Source organism: Streptomyces sp. NPDC002994 (assembly GCF_040611155.1).
Classification (GTDB): Bacteria; Actinomycetota; Actinomycetes; order Streptomycetales; family Streptomycetaceae; genus Streptomyces.
The window spans coordinates 45,439-71,765 of sequence record NZ_JBEXNQ010000001.1 but is presented as its reverse complement, the minus strand read 5'-3'; the positions used below and the strand labels follow the sequence as shown (position 1 = coordinate 71,765).

22 protein-coding genes and 1 pseudogene are annotated in these 26,327 nt (G+C 69.6%); 14 read left to right on the top strand and 9 right to left on the bottom strand.

Features of this window, described 5'->3' with window-relative positions; genetic code table 11:
- The first annotated feature begins 130 nt into the window (after nucleotides 1-130).
- Both ABZX79_RS00350 and ABZX79_RS00345 read left to right on the top strand, forming a co-directional pair.
- Nucleotides 131-1,807, top strand: a complete 1,677-nt coding sequence (locus tag ABZX79_RS00350; RefSeq protein ID WP_355249599.1) for an AMP-binding protein — start codon at nucleotides 131-133, stop codon at nucleotides 1,805-1,807.
- A gap of 17 nt (nucleotides 1,808-1,824) precedes the next feature.
- On the top strand, nucleotides 1,825-3,426 hold the full coding sequence (locus ABZX79_RS00345) for an AMP-binding protein (RefSeq protein WP_355250025.1): 1,602 nt from the start codon (nucleotides 1,825-1,827) through the stop codon (nucleotides 3,424-3,426).
- 139 nt (nucleotides 3,427-3,565) lie between these two features.
- On the opposite strand, the gene ABZX79_RS00340 is transcribed toward ABZX79_RS00345, so the two are convergent.
- Nucleotides 3,566-4,315 (bottom strand): hypothetical protein, encoded by a 750-nt coding sequence (locus ABZX79_RS00340; RefSeq protein ID WP_355249598.1) that lies wholly within the window; start codon nucleotides 4,313-4,315, stop codon nucleotides 3,566-3,568.
- A 229-nt stretch (nucleotides 4,316-4,544) separates the two neighbouring features.
- Between ABZX79_RS00340 and gcl the strand changes: the two genes are divergently transcribed.
- The 4 genes from gcl to ABZX79_RS00320 all read left to right on the top strand — a co-directional run bounded on the left by gcl (nucleotide 4,545) and on the right by ABZX79_RS00320 (nucleotide 10,396).
- Entirely contained in the window at nucleotides 4,545-6,332 is a 1,788-nt protein-coding gene (gcl, locus tag ABZX79_RS00335; protein ID WP_355249597.1) for a glyoxylate carboligase, read from the top strand.
- A gap of 185 nt (nucleotides 6,333-6,517) precedes the next feature.
- Nucleotides 6,518-7,897, top strand: a complete 1,380-nt coding sequence (locus tag ABZX79_RS00330) for a vanadium-dependent haloperoxidase (protein ID WP_355249596.1) — start codon at nucleotides 6,518-6,520, stop codon at nucleotides 7,895-7,897.
- A 66-nt stretch (nucleotides 7,898-7,963) separates the two neighbouring features.
- Complete coding sequence (locus ABZX79_RS00325; RefSeq protein WP_355249595.1) at nucleotides 7,964-9,208, top strand: cytochrome P450; 1,245 nt, start codon at nucleotides 7,964-7,966, stop codon at nucleotides 9,206-9,208.
- Nucleotides 9,209-9,301: 93 nt separating this feature from the next.
- Nucleotides 9,302-10,396: a type III polyketide synthase gene (locus tag ABZX79_RS00320; protein WP_355249594.1), complete on the top strand. Its 1,095-nt coding sequence runs from the start codon at nucleotides 9,302-9,304 to the stop codon at nucleotides 10,394-10,396.
- 444 nt (nucleotides 10,397-10,840) lie between these two features.
- Here the strand turns inward: ABZX79_RS00320 and ABZX79_RS00315 are convergent, their stop codons facing one another.
- The 3 genes from ABZX79_RS00315 to ABZX79_RS00305 form a co-directional block, all read right to left on the bottom strand.
- Nucleotides 10,841-12,298: a catalase gene (locus ABZX79_RS00315; RefSeq protein WP_355249593.1), complete on the bottom strand. Its 1,458-nt coding sequence runs from the start codon at nucleotides 12,296-12,298 to the stop codon at nucleotides 10,841-10,843.
- 197 nt (nucleotides 12,299-12,495) lie between these two features.
- Entirely contained in the window at nucleotides 12,496-13,395 is a 900-nt protein-coding gene (locus ABZX79_RS00310; protein ID WP_355250022.1) for a 2-hydroxy-3-oxopropionate reductase, read from the bottom strand.
- A 46-nt stretch (nucleotides 13,396-13,441) separates the two neighbouring features.
- Entirely contained in the window at nucleotides 13,442-14,263 is an 822-nt protein-coding gene (locus ABZX79_RS00305; RefSeq protein WP_355249592.1) for a TIM barrel protein, read from the bottom strand.
- 120 nt (nucleotides 14,264-14,383) lie between these two features.
- Here ABZX79_RS00305 and ABZX79_RS00300 point away from each other — a divergent pair, with 120 nt between their 5' ends.
- The 8 genes and pseudogenes from ABZX79_RS00300 (at nucleotide 14,384) to ABZX79_RS00265 (ending at nucleotide 20,791) form a co-directional block, all read left to right on the top strand.
- Entirely contained in the window at nucleotides 14,384-14,635 is a 252-nt protein-coding gene (locus ABZX79_RS00300) for a hypothetical protein (protein WP_355250020.1), read from the top strand.
- A gap of 77 nt (nucleotides 14,636-14,712) precedes the next feature.
- A complete protein-coding gene (locus tag ABZX79_RS00295; protein ID WP_355250018.1) occupies nucleotides 14,713-15,033 on the top strand; it encodes a helix-turn-helix domain-containing protein in 321 nt (106 codons plus the stop codon).
- Between the two features lie 169 nt (nucleotides 15,034-15,202).
- Nucleotides 15,203-15,709, top strand: a complete 507-nt coding sequence (gene uraD / locus ABZX79_RS00290; RefSeq protein WP_355249591.1) for a 2-oxo-4-hydroxy-4-carboxy-5-ureidoimidazoline decarboxylase — start codon at nucleotides 15,203-15,205, stop codon at nucleotides 15,707-15,709.
- Between the two features lie 6 nt (nucleotides 15,710-15,715).
- Complete coding sequence (gene uraH / locus ABZX79_RS00285) at nucleotides 15,716-16,123, top strand: hydroxyisourate hydrolase (RefSeq protein WP_355249590.1); 408 nt, start codon at nucleotides 15,716-15,718, stop codon at nucleotides 16,121-16,123.
- A gap of 7 nt (nucleotides 16,124-16,130) precedes the next feature.
- Nucleotides 16,131-17,054: a factor-independent urate hydroxylase gene (pucL, locus tag ABZX79_RS00280; protein WP_355249589.1), complete on the top strand. Its 924-nt coding sequence runs from the start codon at nucleotides 16,131-16,133 to the stop codon at nucleotides 17,052-17,054.
- A 382-nt stretch (nucleotides 17,055-17,436) separates the two neighbouring features.
- A pseudogene (locus tag ABZX79_RS00275) lies at nucleotides 17,437-17,609 on the top strand (purine permease); the annotation flags it as partial.
- 39 nt (nucleotides 17,610-17,648) lie between these two features.
- Nucleotides 17,649-19,034: an 8-oxoguanine deaminase gene (locus tag ABZX79_RS00270; RefSeq protein ID WP_355249588.1), complete on the top strand. Its 1,386-nt coding sequence runs from the start codon at nucleotides 17,649-17,651 to the stop codon at nucleotides 19,032-19,034.
- A gap of 308 nt (nucleotides 19,035-19,342) precedes the next feature.
- A complete protein-coding gene (locus ABZX79_RS00265; RefSeq protein ID WP_355249587.1) occupies nucleotides 19,343-20,791 on the top strand; it encodes a nucleobase:cation symporter-2 family protein in 1,449 nt (482 codons plus the stop codon).
- 497 nt (nucleotides 20,792-21,288) lie between these two features.
- On the opposite strand, the gene ABZX79_RS00260 is transcribed toward ABZX79_RS00265, so the two are convergent.
- From ABZX79_RS00260 to ABZX79_RS00240, 5 genes are all read right to left on the bottom strand, one after another.
- The gene (locus ABZX79_RS00260; protein ID WP_355249586.1) at nucleotides 21,289-23,049 is read right to left on the bottom strand and encodes a prolyl oligopeptidase family serine peptidase; all 1,761 of its coding nucleotides are present in this window, start codon (nucleotides 23,047-23,049) and stop codon (nucleotides 21,289-21,291) included.
- A complete protein-coding gene (locus tag ABZX79_RS00255; protein ID WP_355249585.1) occupies nucleotides 23,030-23,896 on the bottom strand; it encodes a hypothetical protein in 867 nt (288 codons plus the stop codon). Before ABZX79_RS00255 ends, ABZX79_RS00260 begins: the two co-directional genes overlap by 20 nt.
- A 3-nt stretch (nucleotides 23,897-23,899) precedes the next feature.
- Complete coding sequence (gene adfB, locus ABZX79_RS00250; protein WP_355249584.1) at nucleotides 23,900-24,178, bottom strand: actinodefensin-associated protein B; 279 nt, start codon at nucleotides 24,176-24,178, stop codon at nucleotides 23,900-23,902.
- Between the two features lie 74 nt (nucleotides 24,179-24,252).
- Nucleotides 24,253-25,797: a hypothetical protein gene (locus ABZX79_RS00245; RefSeq protein WP_355249583.1), complete on the bottom strand. Its 1,545-nt coding sequence runs from the start codon at nucleotides 25,795-25,797 to the stop codon at nucleotides 24,253-24,255.
- Nucleotides 25,797-26,201: a hypothetical protein gene (locus tag ABZX79_RS00240; RefSeq protein ID WP_355249582.1), complete on the bottom strand. Its 405-nt coding sequence runs from the start codon at nucleotides 26,199-26,201 to the stop codon at nucleotides 25,797-25,799. The genes ABZX79_RS00245 and ABZX79_RS00240 overlap by 1 nt, the downstream gene beginning before the upstream one ends.
- Nucleotides 26,202-26,327: the final 126 nt, after the last annotated feature.

Sequence of the window (26,327 nt, the reverse complement as noted above, 5' to 3'; positions counted from 1 at the left end):
TGTGGCCGACAGAGCCGCATGCGTCTCCACCGCCTCGGTGACATCCCCCACGAGGGTTTCCCTTCACCCCCGTACGGGGGTAGTGAGATGAGGTCACTGATTGGCAGTGGTCCGGCAACGAGGAGGACGCATGGCGGCACGAGGCGACGCTACGGAGCAATTCCGCGCGGCACGGGACTTTCTGCTCCAGCACCGGGAGGACTACAAGGCGGCGTACGAAGGCTTCGTCTGGCCGCGCCCCGAGCGGTTCAACTGGGCGCTCGACTGGTTCGACCGGATCGCCGAGGGCAACGGCAGGACCGCCCTGCACATCGTGGAGGAGGACGGCCGGCGCACCGAGATCTCCTTCGAGGCGCTGTCGGCGCGCTCCGGGCAGGTCGCCAACTGGCTGCGCGCGCAAGGGGTAGGGCCCGGCGACCGCGTCCTTGTCATGCTCGGCAACCAGGTGGAGCTGTGGGAGACCGCCCTCGCCGCGATGAAGCTGCGCGCCGTGGTCATCCCGGCTACGCCGCTGCTAGGGGTCGCCGATCTGCGGGACCGGATCGAGCGCGGCAGGGCCCGGCACGTGATCGTGCGGGACGAGGACGCGGCGAAGTTCGACGACGTACCGGGGGACTACACGCGGATTGTTGTGGGCGGCCATGAGGGCCCGCTTTCGTACGCCGATTCCTACCGCAGCCCGGAAGCCTTCGTGCCCGACGGCGTTACCCACGCCACCGACCCACTGATGCTCTACTTCACTTCCGGTACGACCGCCCGGCCCAAGCTCGTCGAGCACACCCATGTGTCGTATCCCATCGGGCACTTGGCGACGATGTACTGGATCGGGCTCAAGCCCGGCGACGTCCATCTCAACATTTCCTCGCCCGGCTGGGCCAAGCACGCCTGGTCCAATCTCTTCGCCCCGTGGAACGCCGAGGCGACGGTCTTCATCCACAACTACACGCGCTTCGACCCGGCCAGGCTGATGGCCGAGATGGACCGCGCGGGCGTCACGAGTTTCTGCGCCCCGCCCACTGTCTGGCGCATGCTGATCCAGGCGGACCTCGGACAGCTGCGTACGCCGCCGCGCGAGGCCCTGGCGGCCGGCGAGCCGCTGAACCCCGAGGTCATCGAGACGGTGCGGCGCGCGTGGGGCGTGACGATCAGGGACGGCTTCGGGCAGACGGAGACGGCCGTCCAGGTCGCCAACACCCCGGGGCAGCGGCTCCTCGCCGGTTCCATGGGGCGGCCCAGCCCCGGCTACGTCGTCGAACTGCTCGACCCGGTCACGGGGGAGCCGGGGGTGAGTGAGGGCGAGATCTGCCTCGACCTCTCCGCGGATCCGGTCGGGCTGATGACCGGCTACCACGGCGATCCGGAGCGTACGGCGGAGGCGATGGCGGGCGGCTACTACCGCACCGGTGACATCGGCTCGCGGGACGCTGACGGATATGTGACCTATGTCGGTCGTTCCGACGACGTTTTCAAGGCCTCCGACTACAAGATCTCGCCGTTCGAGCTGGAGAGCGCGCTACTCGAGCACGAGGCGGTGGCCGAGGCGGCGGTCGTGCCCGCGCCCGACCCGCTGCGGCTGGCCGTGCCGAAGGCGTACGTCGTCCTCGCCGAGGGGTGGGAGCCGGGCCCCGACACGGCCAAGGTGCTCTTCGCGCACTCGCGGTCGGTGCTCGCGCCGTACCAGCGGATCCGGCGGATCGAGTTCGCCGAACTGCCGAAGACGGTGTCCGGCAAGATCCGCCGGATCGAGCTGCGTGAGCGTACGGCGAAGGGCTCGTCGGCGGAGTACGACGAGGGAGACCTGCGATGAGCCCGAACCCGAACGTGATGAACTCCTACACCCACGGCACCGGATCCGTGCCGCTCCTCGGCGACACCATCGGCCAGAACCTCGACCGGGCCGTCGCGGCGTACCCGGAGCGGGAGGCGCTGGTCGATGTGGCGGCGGGGACCCGCTGGACGTACGCCGAATTCGGTTCCGCCGTCGACCAGTTGGCGCGCGGGCTGCTCGGGACGGGGGTCGCCAAGGGCGACCGGGTCGGGATCTGGGCGGTGAACTGCGCGGAGTGGGTGCTCGTGCAGTACGCCACCGCCCGGATCGGCGCGATCATGGTGAACATCAACCCGGCATACCGGGCGCACGAGCTGGCGTACGTGCTCAAGCAGGCCGGGATCTCGGTCCTGTTCGCCTCGCAGTCCCACAAGTCGAGCGACTACCGCGCGCTGGTCGGCCAGGTGCGGCCGGACTGCCCGGCGCTGCGAGCCGTGTACTTCATCGACGACTGTTCGTGGGACGTGCTCCTCGATGCGGCGCAGGTGGTCACGGACGAGCAACTGGCCGCCCGCCAGGCCGAGTTGTCCTGCGACGATCCGGTCAACATCCAGTACACCTCTGGCACGACCGGCTTCCCCAAGGGCGCCACCCTCTCCCACCACAACATCCTCAACAACGGTTACTTCGTGGGCGAGATGGTCGGCTACACCGAGCAGGACCGCATCTGCCTGCCCGTGCCCTTCTACCACTGCTTCGGCATGGTCATGGGCAACCTGGCGGCCACCTCGCACGGCGCCTGCATCGTCGTCCCGGCCCCGTCCTTCGACCCGGCCGCCACCCTCCGGGCCGTACAGGAGGAGCGTTGTACGTCGCTCTACGGCGTCCCGACGATGTTCATCGCCGAGCTCGGGCTGCCGGACTTCCCGGCGTACGACCTGTCCTCCCTGCGCACCGGCATCATGGCGGGCTCGCCCTGCCCGGTGGAGGTGATGAAGCGGGTGGTCGCCGAGATGCACATGGCCGAGGTGTCGATCTGCTACGGCATGACGGAGACCTCACCGGTCTCCACCCAGACCCGCCGCGACGACGACCTGGAGCGCCGTACGGGCACGGTGGGGCGGGTCATGCCGCACGTCGAGATCAAGGTCGTCGACCCGGCGACGGGGGTGACGCTGCCGCGCGGTCAGGCGGGGGAGCTGTGCACCCGCGGCTACAGCGTGATGCTCGGCTACTGGGACGAGCCGCAGAAGACGGCGGACGTCATCGACGCGGGCCGCTGGATGCACACGGGCGACCTGGCGGTGATCCGCGAGGACGGCTACGTCCAGATCGTCGGGCGCATCAAGGACATGATCATCAGGGGTGGCGAGAACGTCTATCCCCGGGAGATCGAGGAGTTCCTCTACAGCCACCCCAAGATTTCCGACGTCCAGGTGGTCGGCCTCCCTGACGCGCGGTACGGCGAGGAGATCCTGGCCTGCGTCATCCCACGGGACGCGGGTGATCCGCCGACGCTGGGCGAGCTGACCGCGTACTGCCGCGACCAGCTCGCCCACTACAAGATCCCGCGCCGCCTGGAGATCATGGACGCGTTCCCGATGACGGTCAGCGGCAAGGTCAGAAAGGTCGAACTGCGGGACCGGTACCAGGATTAGAAGCGTTCGATCGCGGCGTCCACTCCGGCTCGTCGGGATACGACCCGGGAGCCCCGGGAAGGGGCGGGGTGGGGAACAAGCCCGCCGCAGGCGCCCTCGCCCCCTACGCGCCCCCGCCCCCTTACGCGCCCCCGCCCCCTTACGCGCCCGTGCTGACCAGTTCGTCCGCCGGGCGGTTGACCGGCTGCGGAGTTCCCGTGAGGTCCATGACGAAGAGCGGCACCCCGAGCGCGTCCGCGCGGGCCCGTGCGTCGTCGGCGTACCCGGCGAGCGAGAAGAACACGCTCACCGCCGACGCGCTCAGCCCGTGGAGCCACAGGCACTCGACGTCGCGCAGGCCGGCGGGGCGGGTGGTCGGGTCGACCTGGGCGACCAGGCCGGGTCCGCGCAGGTCGATGCCGGAGGCGGGGCGCTCGGGGGACTGCATGATGTCGCGGAATCCGAGCCATTTCAGGTAGAGCGCCGCCGCGGTGACCGCGTCCCGCGCGGTCCTGATCGTCATCGGGCGGAACTTCGGACGCGGGGGAGCCGCGGTCGGCGGCAGCGGGATGTGGAACGGGTGGCCGGTGGGGGAGGCCGGCGTCCGGCCGCCGGCGGTGCCGGCCGGGGGCGGCGGTGCGGGGCGCGGCACGGGACGTACCGGAATGCGCAGCACCACCCCGCAGGCGCATCCCAGCTCCGGCTGCGGCCACTGGTCCTGGCGCCCGCACGCGTCGCACCGGACGGTGACCCACGCGTCGGTCCAGGTGCGGTGCGTGATCCGCTCCGGGGCCGCGCCCCGTAACAGCGGCGGCGCCAGCGGCTCCCCGCACGCGCACGGGAAGACCGACGGCGTGAAGGTGTGCTGGCGACGGCATGCCGGGCAGCGCACCGGCACGTTCTCTCCCATGACCGTCCCCCTCGGACCGTCGGCTGTCCATGTGCGTGTGCCCATCGTCCACCAAGAGCGAGGCCTTGGGGAGGGACTTCAACCAATGACCGCTCTTGACGTGCGCCGGACCTCCCCCTAAATTACTTCCATATAGCAGAATCAGAATTCCGCATTATGGAAACTATGGAGTGAGGCTCACCGTCCCGCAGCGGTGAGGTCACTCCGACTGGCCGAGCAGGAGTACGCGATGCCTCGAATGACAGCCGCCGCCGCTGCAGTGGAGATCCTCAAGCTGGAGGGTGTCGAGCAAGCGTTCGGCGTGCCCGGCGCTGCGATCAACCCCTTCTACCGCGAGCTCAAGAACGTCGGTGGCGTCAAGCACACGCTGGCCCGCCACGTCGAGGGCGCCTCCCACATGGCCGAGGGCTACACCCGTGCCAAGGCGGGCAACATCGGTGTCTGCATCGGTACGTCGGGCCCCGCCGGCACCGACATGATCACCGGTCTGTACTCCGCGATCGCGGACTCGATCCCGATCCTGTGCATCACCGGCCAGGCCCCGGTCGCGAAGCTCCACAAGGAGGACTTCCAGGCCGTCGACATCGCCTCGATCGCCAAGCCGGTCACCAAGGCCGCGACGACCGTCCTGGAGGCCGCTCAGGTCCCCGGCGTCTTCCAGCAGGCCTTCCACCTGATGCGCTCCGGCCGTCCCGGCCCGGTCCTCATCGACCTGCCGATCGACGTCCAGCTGACCGAGATCGAGTTCGACCCGGAGACCTACGCGCCGCTGCCGGTCTACAAGCCGCAGGCCACCCGCGCCCAGGCCGAGAAGGCCATCCGATTCCTGCTGGAGTCCGAGCGCCCGCTGATCGTCGCCGGCGGCGGCATCATCAACGCCGACGCCACCGACCTGCTGGTCGAGTTCGCCGAGCTGACCGGCGTCCCGGTCATCTCCACCCTCATGGGCTGGGGCACCATCCCCGACGACCACGAGCTGAGCGCCGGCATGGTCGGTGTGCAGACCTCGCACCGCTACGGCAACGCGACCTTCCTCGAGTCGGACTTCGTCCTCGGTATCGGCAACCGCTGGGCCAACCGTCACACCGGTTACAACCTGGACGCCTACACCAAGGGCCGCAAGTTCGTCCACGTCGACATCGAGCCCACCCAGATCGGCAAGATCTTCGCCCCGGACTTCGGCATCGCCTCCGACGCCAAGGCCGCGCTGGAGCTCTTCGTCGAGGTCGCGAAGGAGCTCAAGGCCGAGGGCAAGCTGCCCGACTTCACCGCCTGGGCCGAGTCCGCCCAGGAGCGCAAGGCCACCCTGCAGCGCCGCACGCACTTCGACAACATCCCGATGAAGCCGCAGCGCGTGTACGAGGAGATGAACAAGGCCTTCGGCCCGGAGACGCGCTACGTCACCACCATCGGCCTCTCCCAGATCGCCGGCGCGCAGATGCTGCACGTCTACCGGCCGCGCAACTGGATCAACTGCGGCCAGGCCGGCCCGCTCGGCTGGACCATCCCGGCCGCGATCGGTGCCGCCACCGCCGACCCGGAGACCCCGATCGTCGCGCTCTCGGGCGACTACGACTTCCAGTTCATGATCGAAGAGCTGGCTGTCGCCGCGCAGCACAAGGTTCCCTACGTCCACGTCCTGGTGAACAACGCCTACCTGGGTCTGATCCGCCAGGCGCAGGGCGGCCTGGGCATCAACTTCGAGGTCAACCTCGAGTTCGAGAACATCAACACCCCGGAGCTGGGCGTCTACGGCGTCGACCACGTCAAGGTCGCCGAGGGCCTGGGCGTCAAGGCCATCCGGGTCACCGACCCGAACGAGCTGGGTGCCGCCTTCGAGCAGGCCAAGAAGCTGGCCCAGGAGTTCCAGGTCCCGGTGGTCGTCGAGGCCATCCTGGAGCGCATCACCAACATCTCGATGAGCAAGACGGTCGACATGAGCGACGTCACCGAATTCGAGGAGCTGGCCACCGAGCCCGGCCACGCGCCGACGGCGATCAAGTCGCTGAAGGTCTGACACCCCCCGCTCTCTGCTCTGCCCCGAGGCCCGGCCTGCTCCCGCAGGCCGGGCCTTGCGCGTTTCGCGGGGGGCGTGCACCTCATTGCGTGCTTCCGCTTGCGGAGCCCGGACTTAGCGGTTGATCTTGACCCAGCGTCTCATCCGCTGTTAATTCGGTCTTACTGCCTGAAGTGGAGTGCTCTGTGCGCCAGAACTTCCCTTTGCCGTCCCGCCCTTCCCGCGCTTCCCGTTCGGGTATACGAGCCGTCGTCGGCATCGTCGCGACGCTCGCACTCGTCGCCGTCCCCGGCGTGGGCGGACCCACAGCCGCCGCAGACAGCCGCCAGGCACCTTCGGCCGACCCCGCGGCGGTCCGCCACTGGAACGCCATCACCACCGAGACCATCAGCGCCAACCTCGGCGCCACGCACCCCTCCGGGCAGGGCGCCATCTGGCACGGATTCGTCTCCGCCGCCGTCTACAACGCCGTGGTCGGCATCCAGGGCCGCTACGCCCCCTACAAATGGCGGGCGAAGGGGCCGGCCACCGCATCGCCCGAGGCAGCGGCCGTGACCGCCGCCTACCGCGTACTGCTCACCTATTTTCCCGACTCGCAGCCCAGGCTGGACGCCGCGTACGCCGACTCCCTCGCCAAGATCCCCGACGGGCGCGCGGAGAAGCAAGGCGTGACCTTCGGCGAACGCGCCGCCGACCACGTCATCAAGCTCCGGGAGGGAGACGGCCGGTTCCAACGGGTCGAGTACACCGCTCAGCCCGCACCCGGCGTCTGGCGACCGGCGCCGCCCGACCATCGGCCCTACCTCGACGCCTGGCTGGGCACACTCCGCCCGATGCTGCTCACTTCTCCCGACCAGTTCCGCCCCGGCACACCGCCCGCGCTCACCTCGGCCCGTTACGCCCGTGACGTGAACGAGGTGAAGGTCATGGGAGCGCGGACCGGCTCGGCCCGGACCGTGCGCCAGACCGAGACCGCCCGCTTCTTCGGTGGCAATCTGATCGTGCAGTTCCAGACGGCCTTCCGCGATTACGCCGCCCGGCACCGCCTCGGCATCGCCGACACGGCGCGGCTGTTCGCCGCGGCGAACGCGTCGGCCACCGACGCCGTGGTCACCGCATGGGACGCCAAGCTCCACTACGGCTTCTGGCGGCCCATCAGCGCCATCCATATGGCCGACACCGACGACAACCCCGCCACCGAAGCGGACCCGCGATGGCAGCCGCTGGCGCCGAGCACGCCACCGCACCCCGACTACGTCAGTGGCCACGCGGCGGTCACCGGTGCCGTGCTGCGGACCGTGACCGGGATTCTCGGCACATCACGCCTCGACCTCTACGTCAGCTCCGAGGCCACCGGCACCACCAGGCGGCACTACAAGCACGCCGACCACTTCAACCGGGACATGATCGACGCCCGCGTGTGGGGCGGAATCCACTTCCGCACCGCGGATGTCGTCGGGTGCCAGGCCGGAAACCACATCGGGACGTGGGCGCTCGCCCACTACTTCCAGCCACTGCGCCGGGCGTCCGTGCCGCAGGTGGTTCCGCCCAAGTGTCCGAGCTGAAGTCCGAATCTCCCTCTAATCGGTTAATTAACCCGCATGGGGACATGACCGTCCTCCCGTTTGGGGATGTGTGTCGGACATCGACCGCACACCGTCTGGAGCAACGTGGAGACCACCGGCACCGTATGGAGCTGTCCCTTCGACTACGCGGAGGCCCTCGAGTTCGACCCGCAGCTGCGGCAGCTGCTGGAGACCGAACCCGTGGCCCGCATCCGGATGCCGTACGGCGACGGCGAGGCCTGGCTCGTCACGCGCTACGAGGACGTTCGCACCGTCACCACCGACCGGCGGTTCAGCCGCAGCGCCGTCAAGGGCCGCGACTTCCCGCGGATGACGCCCGAGCCGATCGTGCAGTCCGAGTCGATCAATCTGATGGACCCGCCGGCGAGCAGCAGGCTGCGCAGCCTGGTCGCCAAGAGTTTCGCTCCGCGCCATGTGGAGCGGATGCGGCAGCGGACCCAGAGCGTCGTGGACCAGATGCTCGACCGGATGGCGGACCTCGGCTCACCCGCCGACCTCGTCGAACACGTGGCGGCGCCCCTGCCGCTCATGACGATCTGTGAGGTCCTCGCCATCCCCGAGGACGACCGGCCGCGGCTGCGCGCACACGCACTCACCATGATGAACGTGAGCGCCGCCAACCGGGAGGCGGCCGTCCGCTCCAAGGCCGAGCTGCGCGCCTACTTCGCCGAGCTCAGCGCCGAGCGGCGCCGCGCCCCCGGCGACGACATGATCAGCACGCTGGCCACCGCCCGCGACGGCGCGGAACTCCTCGACGACGACGAGCTGGCGGTCATGTCGATGGTTCTGCTCATCACGGGGCAGGACACCACGACGTACGAGATCGGGAACATCGCGTACACGCTGCTCACCCGCCCGGACGTGCTCGACGTACTCCGCGCGCGTCCCTCGGTCCTCCCGGCGGCGATCGATGAGCTTCTGCGCTTCATCCCCTTCCGCAAGGGCGTCGGCATCCCGCGGATCGCCACCGAGGACGTGGAGCTGAGCGGGGTGCTGATCCGGGCCGGTGACGTCGTCCACGTCTCGTACCTCACCGCCAACCGGGACGAGCGGAAGTTCGACCGGCCCGACGAGCTGGACGTGGACCGGCCCACCGTTCCCCACATGACCTTCGGCTGGGGAGCGCACCACTGCCTCGGGGCGCCCCTCGCCGCGATGGAACTGGAGGTCGTGTTCGCCGCGCTCCTCGACCGCTTCCCCGGGCTGCGGCTGGCGGTGGAGCCGGCGGAGGTGCGCTGGAACACGACATCGATCTGGCGCTATCCGCTCGGCCTGCCCGTCACGTGGTGACGATCGCCCGTGTGACGACCACCCGTGCGACGACCGCCCCGTGGTGACGACCGCCCGGCGATACCGCTGCCCGGCATGAGACAAGGAAAATCCATGGCCACACTGTGCCGACCGTCCGTCGCCGTACCCGACCACGTCATCACGATGGAGCAGACGCTCGCGCTGGCCCGTGAGACGCATGCGGACCATCCGCAGCGGGACCTCGTCCTGCGCCTCATCGAGAACACGGGGGTGCGCACCCGACATATCGTGCAGCCGATCGAAGACACCCTCCGGCACCCCGGATTCGAGATCCGCAATCAGCTGTACGAGGCCGAGGCCAAGGCGCGGGTTCCGGGCGTCGTACGCGAGGCGCTCGCCCACGCCGAGGTGGAGCCCGGCGATATCGACCTGATCGTCTATGTCTCCTGCACCGGCTTCATGATGCCGTCGCTGACCGCCTGGCTGATCAATACGATGGGCTTCCGCTCGGAGACCAGACAGCTGCCCATCGCCCAGCTCGGCTGCGCGGGGGGCGGTGCGGCGATCAACCGCGCGCATGATTTCTGCACCGCGTATCCGCAGGCCAATGTGCTGATCGTGTCCTGCGAGTTCTGCTCGCTGTGCTATCAGCCGACCGACCTGGGCGTGGGCTCACTGCTCTCCAACGGCCTGTTCGGCGACGCGATTTCCTCGGCCGTGGTGCGGGGGCAGGGCGGCGTCGGTATGCGGATCGAGCGCAACGGCTCCCACCTGGTGCCCAATACGGAGGACTGGATCTCGTACGCCGTCCGGGACACCGGGTTCCACTTCCTTCTGGACAAGCGGGTCCCCGGAACCATGGAGATGCTGGCCCCGGCGCTCAAGTCCCTCGTCGCGCAGCACAGTTGGGAGGTCGCCCAGATGGACTTCTTCATCGTCCACGCGGGCGGGCCGCGCATTCTCGACGACCTGTGCCACTACCTGGACCTCCCGCCGGAGATGTTCCGGTTCAGCCGGGCCACGCTCACCGAACGCGGGAACATCGCCAGCTCGGTGGTCTTCGACGCGCTGGCCCGGCTGTTCGAGGAGGGCACCGTCGAGAACGGAGCCGGCGGGCTCATCGCCGGGTTCGGGCCCGGCATCACGGCCGAGACCGCCATCGGCCGGTGGGTGGGCGCCACCCCGGTCACGGCTCGCGCCGTGGAGGCGGCGGTGCCGGTCGGCTGACAAACGCCTGAAGGGCGCGGGGTGCGTACGGGACCGTCCGTACGCACCCCGCGCCCTGGCAGGGAAGCTGATGCCGCCCGACGGCACGAGACTGGCGCGACATGACGTTCGCGCCGTCGGGCGGAGTGAGTGGCTGGCCGGACGGAGTCCGGCGCAGCGTGCTGATGCCCGCGCAGCGGTGCGAGGTGCGCACGAGGAAGTGGTCGTTCGCGCCGTCGGGCGGAGCCGAAGGGGGAAGGGGTTCCGCGGCGGTGGGCGATGAGCTTTCGGGCGCCCTCCCCTCAGGTCGAGGAGGACGTTCCTTGAGCCTTGACCACCGCACTGGCTCGCACGCCGCCGCGGGACCTTCCGTCCGTAACGCCGGCCACCCCTCATACGGGCCGTCGGTACGGACTGCGCGATGGGCCTGACCTCCCGTCAGACCCGCCGCGCGGTCTTGGTGTCCTAGTCCTCGCGCAGGGCGCGGACCGCTTCCTCGACGCGCTTGCCGTACTCCGCGTCAGCGGCGTGGAAGTGCGCGAGGTTCTTCTCGATCACGTCGTCGCGGCTGACCTGCGAGAGGCCACCGGCGATGTTCGCGATCAGGCGGGACTTCTCCTCGTCCGACATCAGGCGGTAGAGCTCACCGGCCTGGAAGAAGTCGTCGTCCTTGACGTGGACGGCGGCGGCGTGCGTGCCGGTCCAGCCGGCCAGTGCCAGCGGGGCGGAGAGCGCCGAGTCCGTCTGCGCCGGACCGTCGTACGAGTTGGGCTCGTAGTTCTTGTCGTAGCGCGAGCCGTAGCGGGTCGCCATGGCGCCGTCCCGGCCGTAGTTGTCGGCGGCGGTCGCCTTCGGGGCGTTCACCGGCAGCTGGGTGTGGTTCACACCGAGGCGGTAGCGGTGGGCGTCCGCGTAGGCGAAGAGCCGGCCCTGGAGCATCTTGTCGGGCGAGGGGCCGATACCCGGAATGAAGTTGTTCGGGGAGAACGCGGCCTGCTCGACCTCGGCGAAGACGTTGTCCGGGTTCCGGTCCAGGACCAGGCGGCCGACCCGCTGGAGCGGGTAGTCCGCGTGCGGCCAGACCTTCGTCAGGTCGAACGGGTTGAAGCGGTAGTCCGGGGCCTCGGCCGCCGGCATGATCTGCACGTACAGCGTCCAGGACGGGTTCACACCACGCTCGATGGCCTGGAGCAGGTCCGTCTGGTGCGAGTTGGCGTCCTTGCCGACGAGCTCGGCGGCCTGCTCGGACGACAGCGAGCGGATGCCCTGGTTCGTCTTGAAGTGGTACTTGACGAAGAAGGCCTCGCCCTGGGCGTTCGTCCACTGGTAGGTGTGCGAGCCGTAGCCGTTCATGTGGCGGTACGACGCGGGGATGCCGCGGTCGCCCATCAGCCAGGTGATCTGGTGCGTCGCCTCGGGGGCGTGCGCCCAGAAGTCCCAGACGTTGTCCGGCTCCTGCTTGCCCGTGAAGGGGTCGCGCTTCTGGGAGTGGATGAAGTCGGGGAACTTGATCGGGTCCTTGATGAAGAACACCGGGGTGTTGTTGCCGACGAGGTCGTAGTTGCCCTCTTCGGTGTAGAACTTCAGCGCGAAACCGCGCGGGTCGCGGACCGCGTCCGCGCCACCGAGGTTGTCGGCGACGGTGGAGAAGCGGATGAACGTCTCGGTCCGCTTGCCCACCTCGCCGAGGAAGTTGGCGCGGGTGAAGCCGGTGACGTCGTCCGTCACCTCGAAGTAGCCGTACGCACCCGAACCGCGGGCGTGGACGACGCGCTCCGGGATGCGCTCACGGTTGAAGCGGGCGAGCTTCTCCAGCAGGTGCTGGTCCTGGAGGAGGAGCGGGCCACCGACACCGGCGGAGGCGGAATTCTGGTTGTCGGCGACCGGGGCGCCTGACTCGGTCGTGAGCACACGCTTCGACATGGGGACCTTCCTGCGGAAATCTGCTGGCGGCGTGAGGAGCGTAAGTACGCACCGAGCGTGACGTCAACAGTTTGTTGAAGTTGAGGATAGAGATCGGCGCGGACTGAGGTGCAAAAAATAGGAATCCGGGCGGCGGCGGCGCCTGGGCGCGACAGGACAGGTGTCAGCGCCGCCGCAGCCCGGAAATCAGGGGGTGGTCAGCTCTGGACGGGCTGACCGGAGAGGCGCTCCACCGCGCGCAGCAGGGCGGAGTGGTCCAGGCCACCGTCACCCTGGGCGCGCAGCGAGGCGACCAGCTGGGCGACGACCGCGCCGACGGGGAGAGCGGCACCGACATTGCGGGCGGCGTCGGTGACGATGCCCATGTCCTTGTGGTGCAGGTCGATCCGGAAGCCGGGGGCGAAGTCCCGGTTGAGGAAGTTGGCCTTCTTGCGGGTCAGGACGGTCGAGCCGGCCAGTCCGCCGTTGAGGACGTCGAGGGCCGCGTTGAGGTCCACACCGGACTTCTCGAGGAAGACGACGGCCTCGGCGCACGCCTGGATGTTGACCGCGACGATCAGCTGGTTCGCGGCCTTCACCGTCTGGCCGGAGCCGTGCGGACCGCACAGGACGATGGTCTTGCCGAGCGCGTCGAGCACCGGCTTGGCGGCGTCGAAGTCCTCCTGCGAACCGCCGACCATGATCGACAGTACGGCCTCGATCGCGCCGGCCTCGCCGCCGGAGACCGGGGCGTCCAGGACGCGCAGGCCCTTCTCGGCGCCGGCCTTGCCCAGGTCGACGGAGGTCTGCGGGGTGATCGAGGACATGTCGATCAGGAGGGCGCCCTTCTTGGCGTTCTCCAGGATGCCGTCCGGACCGTACGCGATCGCCTCGACCTGCGGGGAGGCGGGCACCATCGTGATGATGACGTCGGCGTCCTTGACGGCCTCGGCGATCGAGGACGCGCCCTTGCCGCCGGCGGCGACGAGGCGGTCGATCTTGGGCTGCTCAAGGGTGTAGCCGGTGACGTCGTAACCCGCCTTCAGCAGGTTCTCGGACATGGGGGAGCCCATGATGCCGAGTCCGATGAAGCCGACCTTGGGAAGATTGCTCATGATGGGTGCCTCTTTCAACACACGTGCTTCAACACACGCGAAAAAATGGTCAGTTCGAGAGCCAGCCGAAGGCTTCGGCGCTCGGGCGGTCGCCGGGCTTGTACTCCAGGCCGACCCAGCCGTCGTAACCGGCGTTCTTGAGCTGGTTGAGCAGCTCTTCGAGCGGCAGGTCTCCCGTGCCGGGCGCGCCGCGGCCGGGGTTGTCGGCGATCTGCACGTGGCCGGTCTTGGCGGCGTACTCCGAGATCACGTCAGAGACGTTCTCGCCGTTCATCGACAGGTGGTAGATGTCGAGGAGGAACTTGGCGTTGCCGAGCCCGGTGGCCTCGTTCACCTTGTCGACGACCGCGATGCCGGCCGGTGCGCTCACCAGCGGGTAGAGCGGTGACTCCGGCTTGTTGAGGGTCTCGATCAGGAGGATCGCACCGACCCGGTCGGCGGCGCGGGCGGCCACCACCAGGTTCTCCAGGGCGAGCTTGTCCTGGACATCCGGGTCGACGCCGTCCACGCGGTTACCGTAGAGCGCGTTGAGCGCCTTGCAGCCGACCGAGGCGGCGAAGTCCGCCGCGACGTCGATGTTGGCGCGGAAGCGGTCCGACTCCTCGCCGGGCACGGAGAGTGCGCCGCGGTCCGGGCCGGGCAGCTGCCCGGCGTAGAAGTTCAGGCCGACCAGCTGGGTGCCGGCCTCGTCGAGCGCCTTCTTGAGCGCGTCGAGCTCGGCCTGGTCGGGGGTGGGGGTCTCGATCCAGGGCCACCACAGCTCGACCGCCTTGAAGCCTGCCGCGGCGGCGGCCGCCGGGCGCTCGAGGAGCGGGAGTTCCGTGAAGAGGATTGAGAGGTTCACATCGAAGCGCTGGTCCGTGTAGCCCATGAGGGTTTCGGCGCTCCTTCCGTATCGCGGAAGTTATTTTCTGCCTGATGGAATGTTGCACGGTAGCGCGGATACCTGTCAAGAGGGCGCGGCCAGGTCCGCCAGTAACGTGGGGGCATGGTGCGATTGAGAGTGGAGTTCACGACCGAGCCCTTCGACCTCGACGAGCCGCCGGCGCACGCGCTGGCGGCCCGCGAGGTCATCCAGGTGGCCGAGCTGGACGCTGTGGATGTCGGCCCGTTCGGGAACACCGCCGAGGGCGGTGCGGACGCGGTGCTGACGGCGGTCGACGCGCTGCTGCGCAAGTCATTGGCCGCGGGTGCCACCCGGGTCTCGTTGCAGGTCAACGTGATCGGGGAGGGCGAGAAGTGACAGATCTCAGCGGGACGGACCTCGGCGCGCCGGACGACCACCCCCTCGTCATCGCGGTCAAGCCGCTGGTCGACGCCATGGGCGGCGAAATGATGGTGCCGGAACAGGCGGGCGGCGACGATGTGGTGCTGACCTGGGAGGGCCGGGACGTCGTCGCCGTACGGCTTCCGCAGCTTTCGGACTCCCTCGATCACATCCTGGCCGCGCTGGAGCGCCGGCACGGCATGCCGCTGGCGGAGCTCGACCGTAAGGAGAAGCAGTCGGTCGTACGGATCCTGGAGGCGCGCGGGGCCTTCTCCGTGCGGCACGGGGTCGAGACGGTGGCGAGCGCCCTGGGGGTCAGCCGCTTCACCGTCTACAACTACCTGAACAGGGAAAACAGCTCGAAGAGCGAGTAGCGGGGTGTCCAGTAAGTGGGCATATTTGATCGATCATTCGCAGAGGCCGCCGTCCCCGCAACGGGTCGGCGGCTTTTGTGTTCGCAAGATTTCAACAAAGTGTTGACGCGATGTTCTTGAGGGCGTTAGCTATGCCCAGCCCGTCCAGCACAAGGCCACGGAGGCTCCCGTGACTTCAGGTTCGACGCCGGGCCTCGCCCGGTTCAATACCTCGGCGGACAGCGAGGCCTCGGCCGCGCTCCACGAGGTATGCGCCAGCTCGGCGTGGGGGAGCAAGATGCTCGCCCAGCGCCCTTACGCCAACGCGGAAGCCCTCTTCCTCGCCAGTGACGCCGCCATGGCCGAACTGACCGCGGAGGACCTGGCCGAAGCGATGGCGGGCCACCCGCCGATCGGCCGGCCTAAGCCCGGTGACCCGACCTCCTCCCGCGAGCAGCGGGGGATGGCCGGAGCGTCCGAGGAACTGAAAGCCGAGATGCTCGAGCTGAACCTGGCTTACCAGGAGAAGTTCGGACATGTCTTTCTGATCTGCGCCACCGGTGCGACCGGTGAGCAGATGCGTGACGCGATGCGGGACCGGATCGGCAACACCGCCGAGGCGGAGCGCGAGATCGTGCGCACCGAACTCGGGAAGATCAACCGAATCCGGCTGACCCGTCTCGTAGAAGAGGACTAAGGACTCATGAGTACCGCGACCACCGCTTCGGTGTCCACGCACATCCTGGACACCAGCATCGGACGCCCCGCCGAGGGCGTGGCCATCTCGCTCACCGCCCGCAGCGGCAGTGACGCCGAGTGGGTGGCACTCGGCGGGTCCGCGACCGACGCGGACGGGCGCTGCAAGGACCTGCCGGCCCTGCCGGAAGGCACGACCCACGTACGTCTCGACTTCCAGACCGAGGCGTACTTCTTGAATAAAGACCGCGCATCCAAGAAGCAAGCCGAGGCACAGCAGGACGCCCCCCGCGTAAGGGACAGCGGCGCGTTCTTCCCGGAGGTGGCGATCACGTTCGCCGTCGTGCCGGGCGAACACTTCCACGTACCGCTGCTGCTCAACCCGTTCGGCTACTCCGTATACCGAGGGAGCTAGCACCGACATGCCCACGATTCTCGGCCAGAACCAGTACGGCAAAGCAGAGAACCGCGTCGTCAAGATCACGCGGGACGGCGACACCCACCACATCAAGGACCTGAACGTCTCGGTCGCCCTCTCCGGCGACATGGACGACGTGCACTACTCCGGCTCGAACGCGAACGTCCTGCCGACGGACACCACCAAGAACACGGTGTACGCGTTCGCCAAGGAGTACGGCATCGAGTCCGCCGAGCAGTTCGGCATCCACCTCGCCCGCCACTTCGTGACGTCGCAGGAGCCGATCCAGCGCGCCCGGATCCGGATCGAGGAGTACGCCTGGGATCGCATAGCGACCTCGGACAACAACTCCAAGTTCATCGGCTCGGACGAGGTCAACCACTCCTTCGTCCGCCAGGGCCAGGAGCTGCGCACCACGCAGATCACCTACGACGGTGAGAAGTGGGAGATCATCTCCGGCCTCAAGGACCTCACGGTCATGAACTCCACCAACTCGGAGTTCTGGGGCTACGTCAAGGACCGGTACACGACGCTCAAGGAGGCGTACGACCGCATCCTGTGCACCGATGTCTCCGCCGCCTGGCGCTACAACTGGACCAGCGACGAAGACCGGATGCCGAACTGGGAGAAGTCGTACGCCCAGGCCAAGAAGCACATCCTCCAGGCCTTCGCCGAGACGTATTCCCTCTCGCTCCAGCAGACCCTGTACCAGATGGGTTCGCGCGTCATCAACAGCCGGAGCGAGATCGACGAGATCCGCTTCTCGCTGCCGAACAACCACCACTTCCTGGTCGACCTCGAGCCCTTCGGGCTGAAGAACGACAACGAGGTCTACTTCGCCGCCGACCGCCCGTACGGCCTGATCGAGGCCACCATCCTGCGGGACGGCGTCGAGCCGCACATCCCGGTCGACATGACCAACCTCTGACGCGGGGCCGGTACGCCCCCGCCCGCCCGAAGCAGCACCCGTAGGGCGGGGGCGTACCGGACCGGAGGGAAGCTCCATGGCAACGCCTGCATGTCGGGCCGACAGCGGCCCCTGTGTCCACGCTATGAGCACAGGGCCCGGTCGCGCGGCCGGCCTACGCCGCTCAACGACTTTCCGCGCTGAAATACGCGGGCGTCGTCATCCCCGCACCCCGGCAGCGGCAAGTGCCCTGCACCTCGCTGGTTCGCACAGTCGCCTGCGCCGCCGTTCCGTGAGCATCCCCGGCAACAACGTCGGCCGGAACCGGGTGGGCGATGGCGTGACCTCGTTCTGTGAGCTCGTGCCCGGAACGGCCCTGTGCTCCTTCCCCACCAGCGCCTTCGCAGGAGTCATCCTGCTCGCCGCGCCCACCTTCCACACGGATTTCCCCGCCCGGGCACAGACCGTGCTCGGCTCCGGAATCAGTGCCGGAGCACTGGCAGCGGTTCTGCTCACCTGTTCTTTCACCATCTCGGCACCCGGAGCCACGCGGCTGCGGCACTCAAATCCTCTTAGGGTCCTGCCGTGCCCACATCACTGAGAGAAGGACGCACCATGGCAGCACAGGCAGCCGCGCGCACCATCATCGAGAACTGTGCCATCGCAACGGTCGACGCCAACGACACCGAGTACGCCTCGGGGTACGTCGTGGTCGCCGGCAACCGCATCGAGTCGATCGGCGCGGGCAAGGCCCCCGAGGGCCTGGAGAACGTCGTACGCCGCATCGACGGCACCGGCCACCTGGTCACCCCCGGCCTGGTCAACACGCACCACCACTTCTACCAGTGGATCACCCGTGGCCTGGCCACCGACCACAACCTCTTCAACTGGCTGGTCGCCCTCTACCCGACCTGGGCGCGCATCGACGAGCCCATGGTGAAGGCGGCGGCGCAGGGCTCGCTGGCCATGATGGCCCGCGGCGGCGTCACCACCGCGATGGACCACCACTACGTCTACCCGAAGGGCTCGGGCGACCTGTCCGGCGCCATCATCGGTGCCGCTTCCGACATGGGCGTACGCTTCACCCTCGCCCGTGGCTCCATGGACGCCAGCGAGAAGGACGGCGCACTCCCGCCGGACTTCGCCGTCGAGACGCTCGAAGGCGCGCTCGCCGCGACCGAGGAGACCGTCAAGAAGCACCACGACGCCTCCTTCGACGCGATGACCCAGGTCGCCGTCGCCCCCTGCTCGCCGTTCTCGGTCTCCACCGCGCTGATGAAGCAGGGCGCCGAACTGGCCCGCCGCCTGGGCGTGCGCCTGCACACCCACGGCAGCGAGACGGTCGAGGAGGAGCAGTACTGCAAGGAACTGTTCGGCATGGGCCCGACCGACTACTTCGAGTCGACCGGCTGGCTCGGCAGCGACGTGTGGATGGCGCACTGCGTCCACATGAACGACTCCGACATCGCCGCCTTCGCCCGTACGGGCACGGGCGTCGCCCACTGCCCGTCCTCCAACGCCCGCCTCGCGGCCGGCATCGCCCGCGTTCCCGACATGCTGAAGGCCGGCGTCCCGGTCGGTCTCGGCGTCGACGGTACGGCGTCCAACGAGTCGGGCGAGCTGCACACCGAGCTCCGCAACGCCCTGCTCATCAACCGCCTCGGCGCTCACCGTGAGGCGGCGCTCAACGCCCGCCAGGCACTGCGCCTCGGCACGTACGGCGGAGCCCAGGTGCTCGGCCGCGCCGACCAGATCGGTTCGCTGGAGGCCGGCAAGCTCGCCGACCTGGTGATGTGGAAGATCGACGGTCTCGGCCACTCCACCATCGCCGACCCGGTCACCGCGATCGTCTTCGGCGCCGCGGCCCCGGTCACCCTGTCGCTCGTCAACGGCAAGCCCGTCGTCGAGGACAACCACCTGATCACGGTGGACGAGGACGTCATCGCCCGCGAGGCGCGGGCCGAGGCGCAGCGGCTCGCGCGGATCGTCGCGCAGGGCTGATCGTCCCCCAAGGAAGTCCGGCTGAGGGGGACGGCCCTCAGCCGGCGGCCGCGGACCCGAGCGGGGTCCACGGCAGCTGTGCCCGGGGGTGCGGGCCCAAGTGCCCGCGCCCCTGGGGACGGTGACAACGCCCCCCGGTACCCGCCGCCCGCTACCGACGGCCCCACAGACCCCACAGCTCCACCGCCACTCCCCGGCACACCCCCCATGCGTCATGCACGTCTGCACCACCTGCTTCAACGCTCCACTTCGCACCACCTCCCTGACATCCACGTCCCTGCTGCGTGTAACCGACCGGAGGAACCGCCGTGGCCGCCAAGCCCAGGTTTCGCAAAGATGCATCCGCCGAATCCGAATCCGACCCCGCCGAGCCCGGATCCACGTCCGGTCCCGACCTGAAGCACCCGGTCGACGAAAAGCTGCCGCCCGGCAAGATGTTCACCAGCGGCCTCCAGCACGTGGCCGCGATGTACGCGGGTGTGGTGGCCCCGCCCATGATCGTCGGTCCCGCGGTGGGTCTCGACGCCAAGGAAACGGCCTTCCTCATGGGGGCCAGCCTCTTCACCGCGGGTATCGCCACCCTCCTCCAGACCCTCGGGTTCTGGAAGATCGGCGCGAAGCTGCCCTTCGTCAACGGCGTCTCGTTCGCCGGCGTGACCCCGATGATCGCCATCGGCAAGGGCGAGGGCGACAACGCGATACCGATCATCTTCGGAGCGATCATCGTCGCCGGTGTGCTGGGCTTCTTCGCAGCCCCGTACTTCTGCAAACTGGTCCGCTTCTTCCCGCCGGTCGTCACCGGCACCGTGATCACCCTCATCGGCATCTCCCTCCTGCCGGTGGCCTTCAACTGGTCACAGGGCGGCAATCCGCACGCCGGTGACTACGGCTCGATGACCAACATCGGCATGGCCGCCGTGACCTTCGTGATCGTCCTCGCCCTGCGCAAACTCCTGCGCGGCTTCCTCCAGCAGATCGCGATCCTCCTCGGCCTGGTGGCGGGCACACTCATCGCCATCCCGGTGGGCATCACCAACTTCGAGGCCATCAAGAACGCCGACCTGGTGGGCTTCCCGACCCCGTTCCACTTCGGCGCCCCGCAGTTCGAGATCGCCGCGATCATCTCCATGTGCATCGTGATGCTGGTGTGCATGACCGAGTCGACCGCCGACATGCTCGCCCTCGGCAAGATCGTCGGCCGCCCGGCCGACGAGAAGACCATCGAGGGCGGCCTGCGCGCCGACACCCTGGGCAGCGCGATCAGCCCGCTGTTCAACGGCTTCATGTGCAGCGCCTTCGCGCAGAACATCGGCCTGGTCGCCATGACGAAGGTCCGCAGCCGGTTCGTCGTCGCCGCAGGCGGCGGCATCCTGATCCTGCTCGGCCTGTGCCCGGTCCTGGCCTCCGTGATCGCCCTCGTACCGCTGCCGGTACTCGGCGGCGCGGGCATCGTCCTCTTCGGTACGGTCGCGGCCAGCGGCATCCAGACCCTCGCCACGGCCGCGCTGGAGAAGGGCGAGAACGCCCTCATCGTTGCCGCCGCCGTCGGCATCGGCCTGATCCCGATCGCGGCGCCGACCTTCTACCACGCCTTCCCGGAGGACCTGCTGGTGGTGCTCGACTCGGGCATCAGCACCGGGTGTGTGGTGGCCATCGTCCTCAACCTGGCCTTCAACCACCTGGGCAAGAAGGACAGCAAGGACGAGAACGCCACCCAGCCGGAGATCCCGGACCAGATCCCGGCGACCGCCCACTGATCACTGAGACGAACACGTGTGGCGCGTACGGCACTTACCGGTGCCGTACGCGCCACACGTCGTCGCCGTTGCGTTTCCTGATCAGCGAGTCGTGCGGGCCCACCTCGGCCACCCGGCCCCCGTCCAGCACATAGATCCGGTCGGCGTGGCGCACGCTGCAGAACCGGTGGGAGGTGAGGAGGACCGTACGCCCGGCGAAGAGCTCCCGGACGCGCTCGAAGAGGGCCGCTTCCGCCTGCGGGTCCAGCGCCGCCGTCGGCCAGCAGGGTCAGTGCCGTCTGCAGCATCGCGATCATGAGGGTGACCACCATCGCGATGACGTGCCGGTCGACCTTGGTGGTGAGCAGCCTCAGCCGTGCGGGACCTACGGTCTGGAGGACCCCGCCCGCCGTCCCGGCCAGAACCACAGCCGCCAGTACCGGGACGAGCTGCCCGGCGCTCCCGCCGCCCGCCGCGGACGCGTCCGTACCCAGCGCGACAGCATCCCGCGGAGGCCGTCATCTCCCGTGCGCCGGCGGGCGAGGAAGCACGCTCGCGCCGCCGTCGCGTGGTTGCTGCGGGCACGGTTCCCGTCCTTCCGGAACGCGGCTCCACCGCGCCAGCCACTCGCGGTGCTCCTCGACGAGTACGGACTGGGTCTCGCGGTGGCACGGGTTGTGCCCTTCGCCGGGAAGCAGCACCAGGCGGGCATGGCCTCCGGTGGCGACGACGGCGCGGTAGAGCTCGACGGCCTGGTCGGGAGTGGTGGCGGGGTTGGTGTCGGCGGCGCCGTGGACGATCAGGACCGGTCCGCCGAGGAGGTCGGCGAAGTGCAGGGCGCTGAAGGCCTGGTAGATCTCCGGGACTTGCCAGTACGACCGTCGTTCCTGCTGGAATCCGGTGGGCGTGAGGGTGCGGTTGTAACAGCCACTGTGGACCACCGCGGCGACCGGTCCCGGCACATGAGCCAGGGTGTAGAGGGCGAGAGTGGCGCCGAAACTGTGCCCGGCGACGACGACATCGCCGCTGTACCGCTCCCCGTAGTGCCGGGCCATCGTCTCCATGGCGACGCCGATGGGACCGGTGATCCGCGCGTGCAGCATGTCGAGGCCCGCGTCGGACGGCCAGTGGACCGGCAGGTCGAGTACGGCGACCGGGCAGCCGGTGCGGGTCAGGGTGGACGGCGGAGGAGTGGCCGGCGGCCGGCCGGACTCGTGCGCCTGGATCCACAGCACCGCCGGACCGGGCGGTCCGCCGGCGGTGCCCTCGAACATGGCCAGCGGGGCATCGGCGCAGCAGGTCGGGATCAGCCGCAGCACGGAGTGGCCGGAACGAGGCGCCGGGACCGACCGGCCGGGCGATCCGGCGGTGCATACCGTGTCCCGGGGCCCGCGTACCGGGCGTTCAGCGACCGAGAGCGGCTGAGGTGGCCCGAGAACACCGAGGCCCAGGCGGGTCGTCCGCCCGGCCAGAGCGTACGCGTCCTCGGCTTCTTCGGCGTACTCGACGTCCAGGAACTCTCCGGTGGGCGTGGCACGTAGGCTGCGGACCAGCATCGGGTCGCTGAGCGGCAGCGGTACGGGATCTTCCCCCTCGTCCACGTCCAGTACGGCGACCCGCGCGGCGGCCGTGGCCTTCAGCGCCTCGACTCCCGGCGCGAAGCTGATGTGACCGGGGCCGGTCGCCTCGAACACCACCGGCCGCGGCACCGCCCCGCGCGCCGGCGCGGCGCCCGAGTTCCGGCCCGCGTCCGTACCGTCCCGGGGCACGAGCAGCGCCAGCCGGGTGCTCCCGCACCAGGCCACCGGAGGCGCCTGTCCCAGGCCGGTCAGGGCGGTGGCGGCAAGGACATGCCCGTACAACCTGACCGTACGGGCGCGGTAGTCGGCGACCCAGGGGTGGGCCCGGTGTTCGCGTACGGCCAGCCCGGCGACCAGCGGCCGGTCCGGGTGCCAGGCCAGGGGCGTCGCCAGCACCCCGCGCAGCGGAAGGAGCCACCGTCCCGCACGGCCGCCGGAGGCGCCACCGGCGTTGTTGGGGGCGGTGCCGGTGGGGGCCGGAGGGGCTTTGGGCGTGGGGGCGGTGAGGACGATGTGCGTGGGGCCCGCGCGGCCCGGCACCAGCCCGCTCAGCCCCGGGTCCACCATCAGGTCCCGCCATGCGACGGTCGCGGGATGACGTTCGGCCAGAGAGGGACCTGCCGGTGCGCGGACGTCCGCCCACACCCCGTCCTGGGGCGCGTGGTCCCGCCACTGCTGCTCACCCTTCACGGACGGCATCACCCACGGCTGTCTCGGTAATGCTCACCGGTGCCCCGATGGTGACCGACTCGATGAGTGCCTTCACCGCGCCGATGCCGGAGACAGGGGCGTACACCGCCTCTCCCGTCGCGTTCAGACCGAAAGCGGCGGGCACCCCCAACCCGGCCAGGAAGTCCGGGAGTTGTTCGCCCTCGTCCAGGACGGTCGTGGTGACCGCCTGCCGGCGCGCCGGCTCCATGGCGTCCAGGATCTGATGCAGCGACTTGCAGGACGGACAGGCGACGGAGGTGTAGAGCAGCACCTCGTGCACCCGTTCCGTGGGATCGGCGGCCGCGTCGTCGCTCCGCCCCGTCAGAAGCGGGCCGTCCGGCCGCCCGGGCGGGCCGCCCAGCACCAGCCCCTGCCGGTCGGCGACCAGCAGAACCGCGAGCGTGACAGCTGCGGCGGCCAGGCAGACAACCGCCCGCAGTCCGCCCTGCGCCGTGCCGGGACCGCCGGCGAGCGCCGCCAGGGAGGCGGCTGCCCCGGCCGCCGTGCAGGCCACATGCAGTGGCCCCACCGTGGACCGCGCGGCCCCACCGAAACAGGCGCAGGTCCGCCCGCGCAGCGTGTGCGCCACCAGGGTCAGGCAGGCGTAGACGACCAGGGCGACCAGGGCCGCCCGGCGCCCGGGAAGAGCCACGACGGCGGTGGCCGCGCCGAGTTCGGCTCCGCCGGCCAGCCTCGGCCCGAACGGGGCGGGGGGCCACCACCGTCCGGCCGGCCAGTTCGTACTGTCCTCCGGGGTGAGCACTTTGGCCGCTCCCGCCACGAACAGCGGGCCGGCCGCAGCGGCCACGACGGCATCAGGCCATGCACTGAACATGGTTCACCCTTCTTGCTCTGCGGTGGGGGACACGGTCGAGGTGCACAGGGGTGACGGGCACACCGTCAGCCATCCGTGGGCGACCAGTTCGGCGGCCAGGTACGCGGGCGGCGAGCCCCGGTCCGCGATGGACAGGCCGGTGGCCAGCAGCCGGTCGATGACGAAGGCTTGCGGCTCACCGCACTCGGCCAGCGCCAGCGTCACCGCGTTGAGCAGCACGGATCCGCCGTACGGCAGCCGGGTGAGCGTCACGTCCGGCGCCAGCCGAAGCAGCGCGGGCACGGGCACGGGAGTGGGTACGGGCGCAGGTGCGGGGCCCGGTGCGGACGCGGCGCCGGGAGCAGTGTGGGGAGCGCTCATCGGTGCCCTCGCAGCCACTGGCACACCCACACCAGGCGCAGCATCGGAAGGGCGTGTTCCGCGAGCTCGCGCCCGTCGCGCAGGACGGCCAGGACCCGGCCCACGTCCAGCACACCTAGGTCGGCGAGCGCGTTCTCCTGCTCCAGCCAGCCGTGGATGCGTCCGCGCTCACGGTGCAGGTGGGCGGCGGCGCCCAGGCGCAGCCAGTGGCCGGACGGCGCGCGGCAGATGTCGTACACCCGTCGCTTGTTGACAGCGCGTTCCAGGGGCAGGTGGTTGCGGAAGGCCCCGCGGTGGATACGTCCCAGCTTCTCCGGGGGCAGCCCGGCCACCGCCGCGATCACCCGCGGGTCGAGAGCGGGCACCAGGGACCCGGCCGCGCCGCGCTCCTCCAGGCCGGCGACCACCCGGCCCCGCACCGGGTCGAGGAAGTCGAGATGGTCCTTCCACAGGGCCAGCATCCCGTGCCGGGAGGAGGAAAGGGCCTCCTCTCCCGCCTGGGTGAGGCCGGGCAGTGGCGCCGCGCCGGCCGGCCTGGGTGGCGCCGGTTTCCCCACCGGCTGCTGGTCCAGGACCTCCCGGCCGCCCAGTCCGGGCGAGAACACCACATTGCGGCTGAGCAGTTCGCGGGCCTCGGCAAGGCCGCGCAAGGTGTCGGTGATGTGGAAGGGTTCGCAGCCCAGCAACCGCCAGCCCCGGTACCCCGGATCGGCCTCGGGCAGCCTGGCCGACGCCAGGTCCTTCAGCAGCCCTCCGCTCACCACCGGCAGTCCGCAGCTCTCGCTCAGCCGGGCCATCAGCCGCTGCGGTACGTGTGTGTCGGGGAGCGGCGGAACGGGTTCGTGTCCGCCGACCGGCTCGTGAGCGAACAACTCGGCGGGGTCGACCCGGACATGCCTGATCTCCAGGCCCGGAATCGGCGCCGGCACGGCGGGAGACCTCTCACCCCAGGCACCCCCGAAGTCCGCGTGCAGCAATACGGGCCGGTGCCCCGCCGCCAGAGCGCTGACGGCGAGGAACGCCGAGGCGAGCCCGCCGCTGTAGGCGATGGCGTAGTCGCCCTTCAGCTCCTTCAGGGCGTCCAGGGCGCGCCCCACCGCTTCGGCCGGCCCCCTCCGCGGCTCGGCGGGCTCCGGCCGCTGCCGCGTGACGGTGACCCCGGCGGAGTCGACCCGTACGACGGTCCCCACGGCCAGCCGCTGGACGCCCGGCAGCAGAGTCGCGTCGGGCGAGGGCATCGTGCCGTGGATCAGGGCCAGCAACTGCCCCGGGTCCGGCGCCTGTTGGCGTCCGCGGGTCAGGAACGCCCCCAGGTCGTCGCCCCACTCGATCCGGCCGTAACCGACTCTGTAGTACACCGGCCGGCTCCCCGGACTCTCCCGGCTCAGCCGGAAGACGTGCGGTGACGACCGCTCGATCCGTACGCCGCCGGGGTCCGCCCACGGACTCGGATCGGTGCAGCGGATCCCGTCCCGGGTCGCCTCCGCGAATCCCGGCACGCCGACCGGTCGTGCCATTGTTTCCGTCTTCGTCTCCGTCATCAGTCCCGCCCCGATCGATGCACCTCTACATAGGTCTCCCGTACCGGCAGCGACGTGCTCACCACCGCTTCCCCGCACTGCACCCACGCGTAGAAACCCGAGGGCGGCGTGACCGGCACCATCTCGCGCCCCAGGTGGAAGGAGGCGGGAAAGCCCATGCGCCGCAAACCCGCGACGAGGAAGAGAGCGTCGTCCACCGGGTCCAGGAACCCCATCGTCAGACGCTGCGCGAACCGCAGCCGCATCACGGCGACTCCGGTGTCGCGGCTCCCGGGAACACGTCCCGGACGGCGGATCCTGGGCGCGTGCACGCGCGGCCAGTTGTCGAGGCGGTACGAACCGTCCTCGCCCTTGACGGATTCCACGAACCGGCGCGCGCCGCGCGCCGCTTTCACCAGCAACAAGAAAGGCCCTCCCCGAGCACAGTGACGAGCAGTGGGACAAGCAGTGGGACAAGCGGTGGGACAAGCAATGGGGCATGGAAATGGTGGAAAGTAGCCCGCCGGAGCCGGTGCGCCGCGGACGCGGTG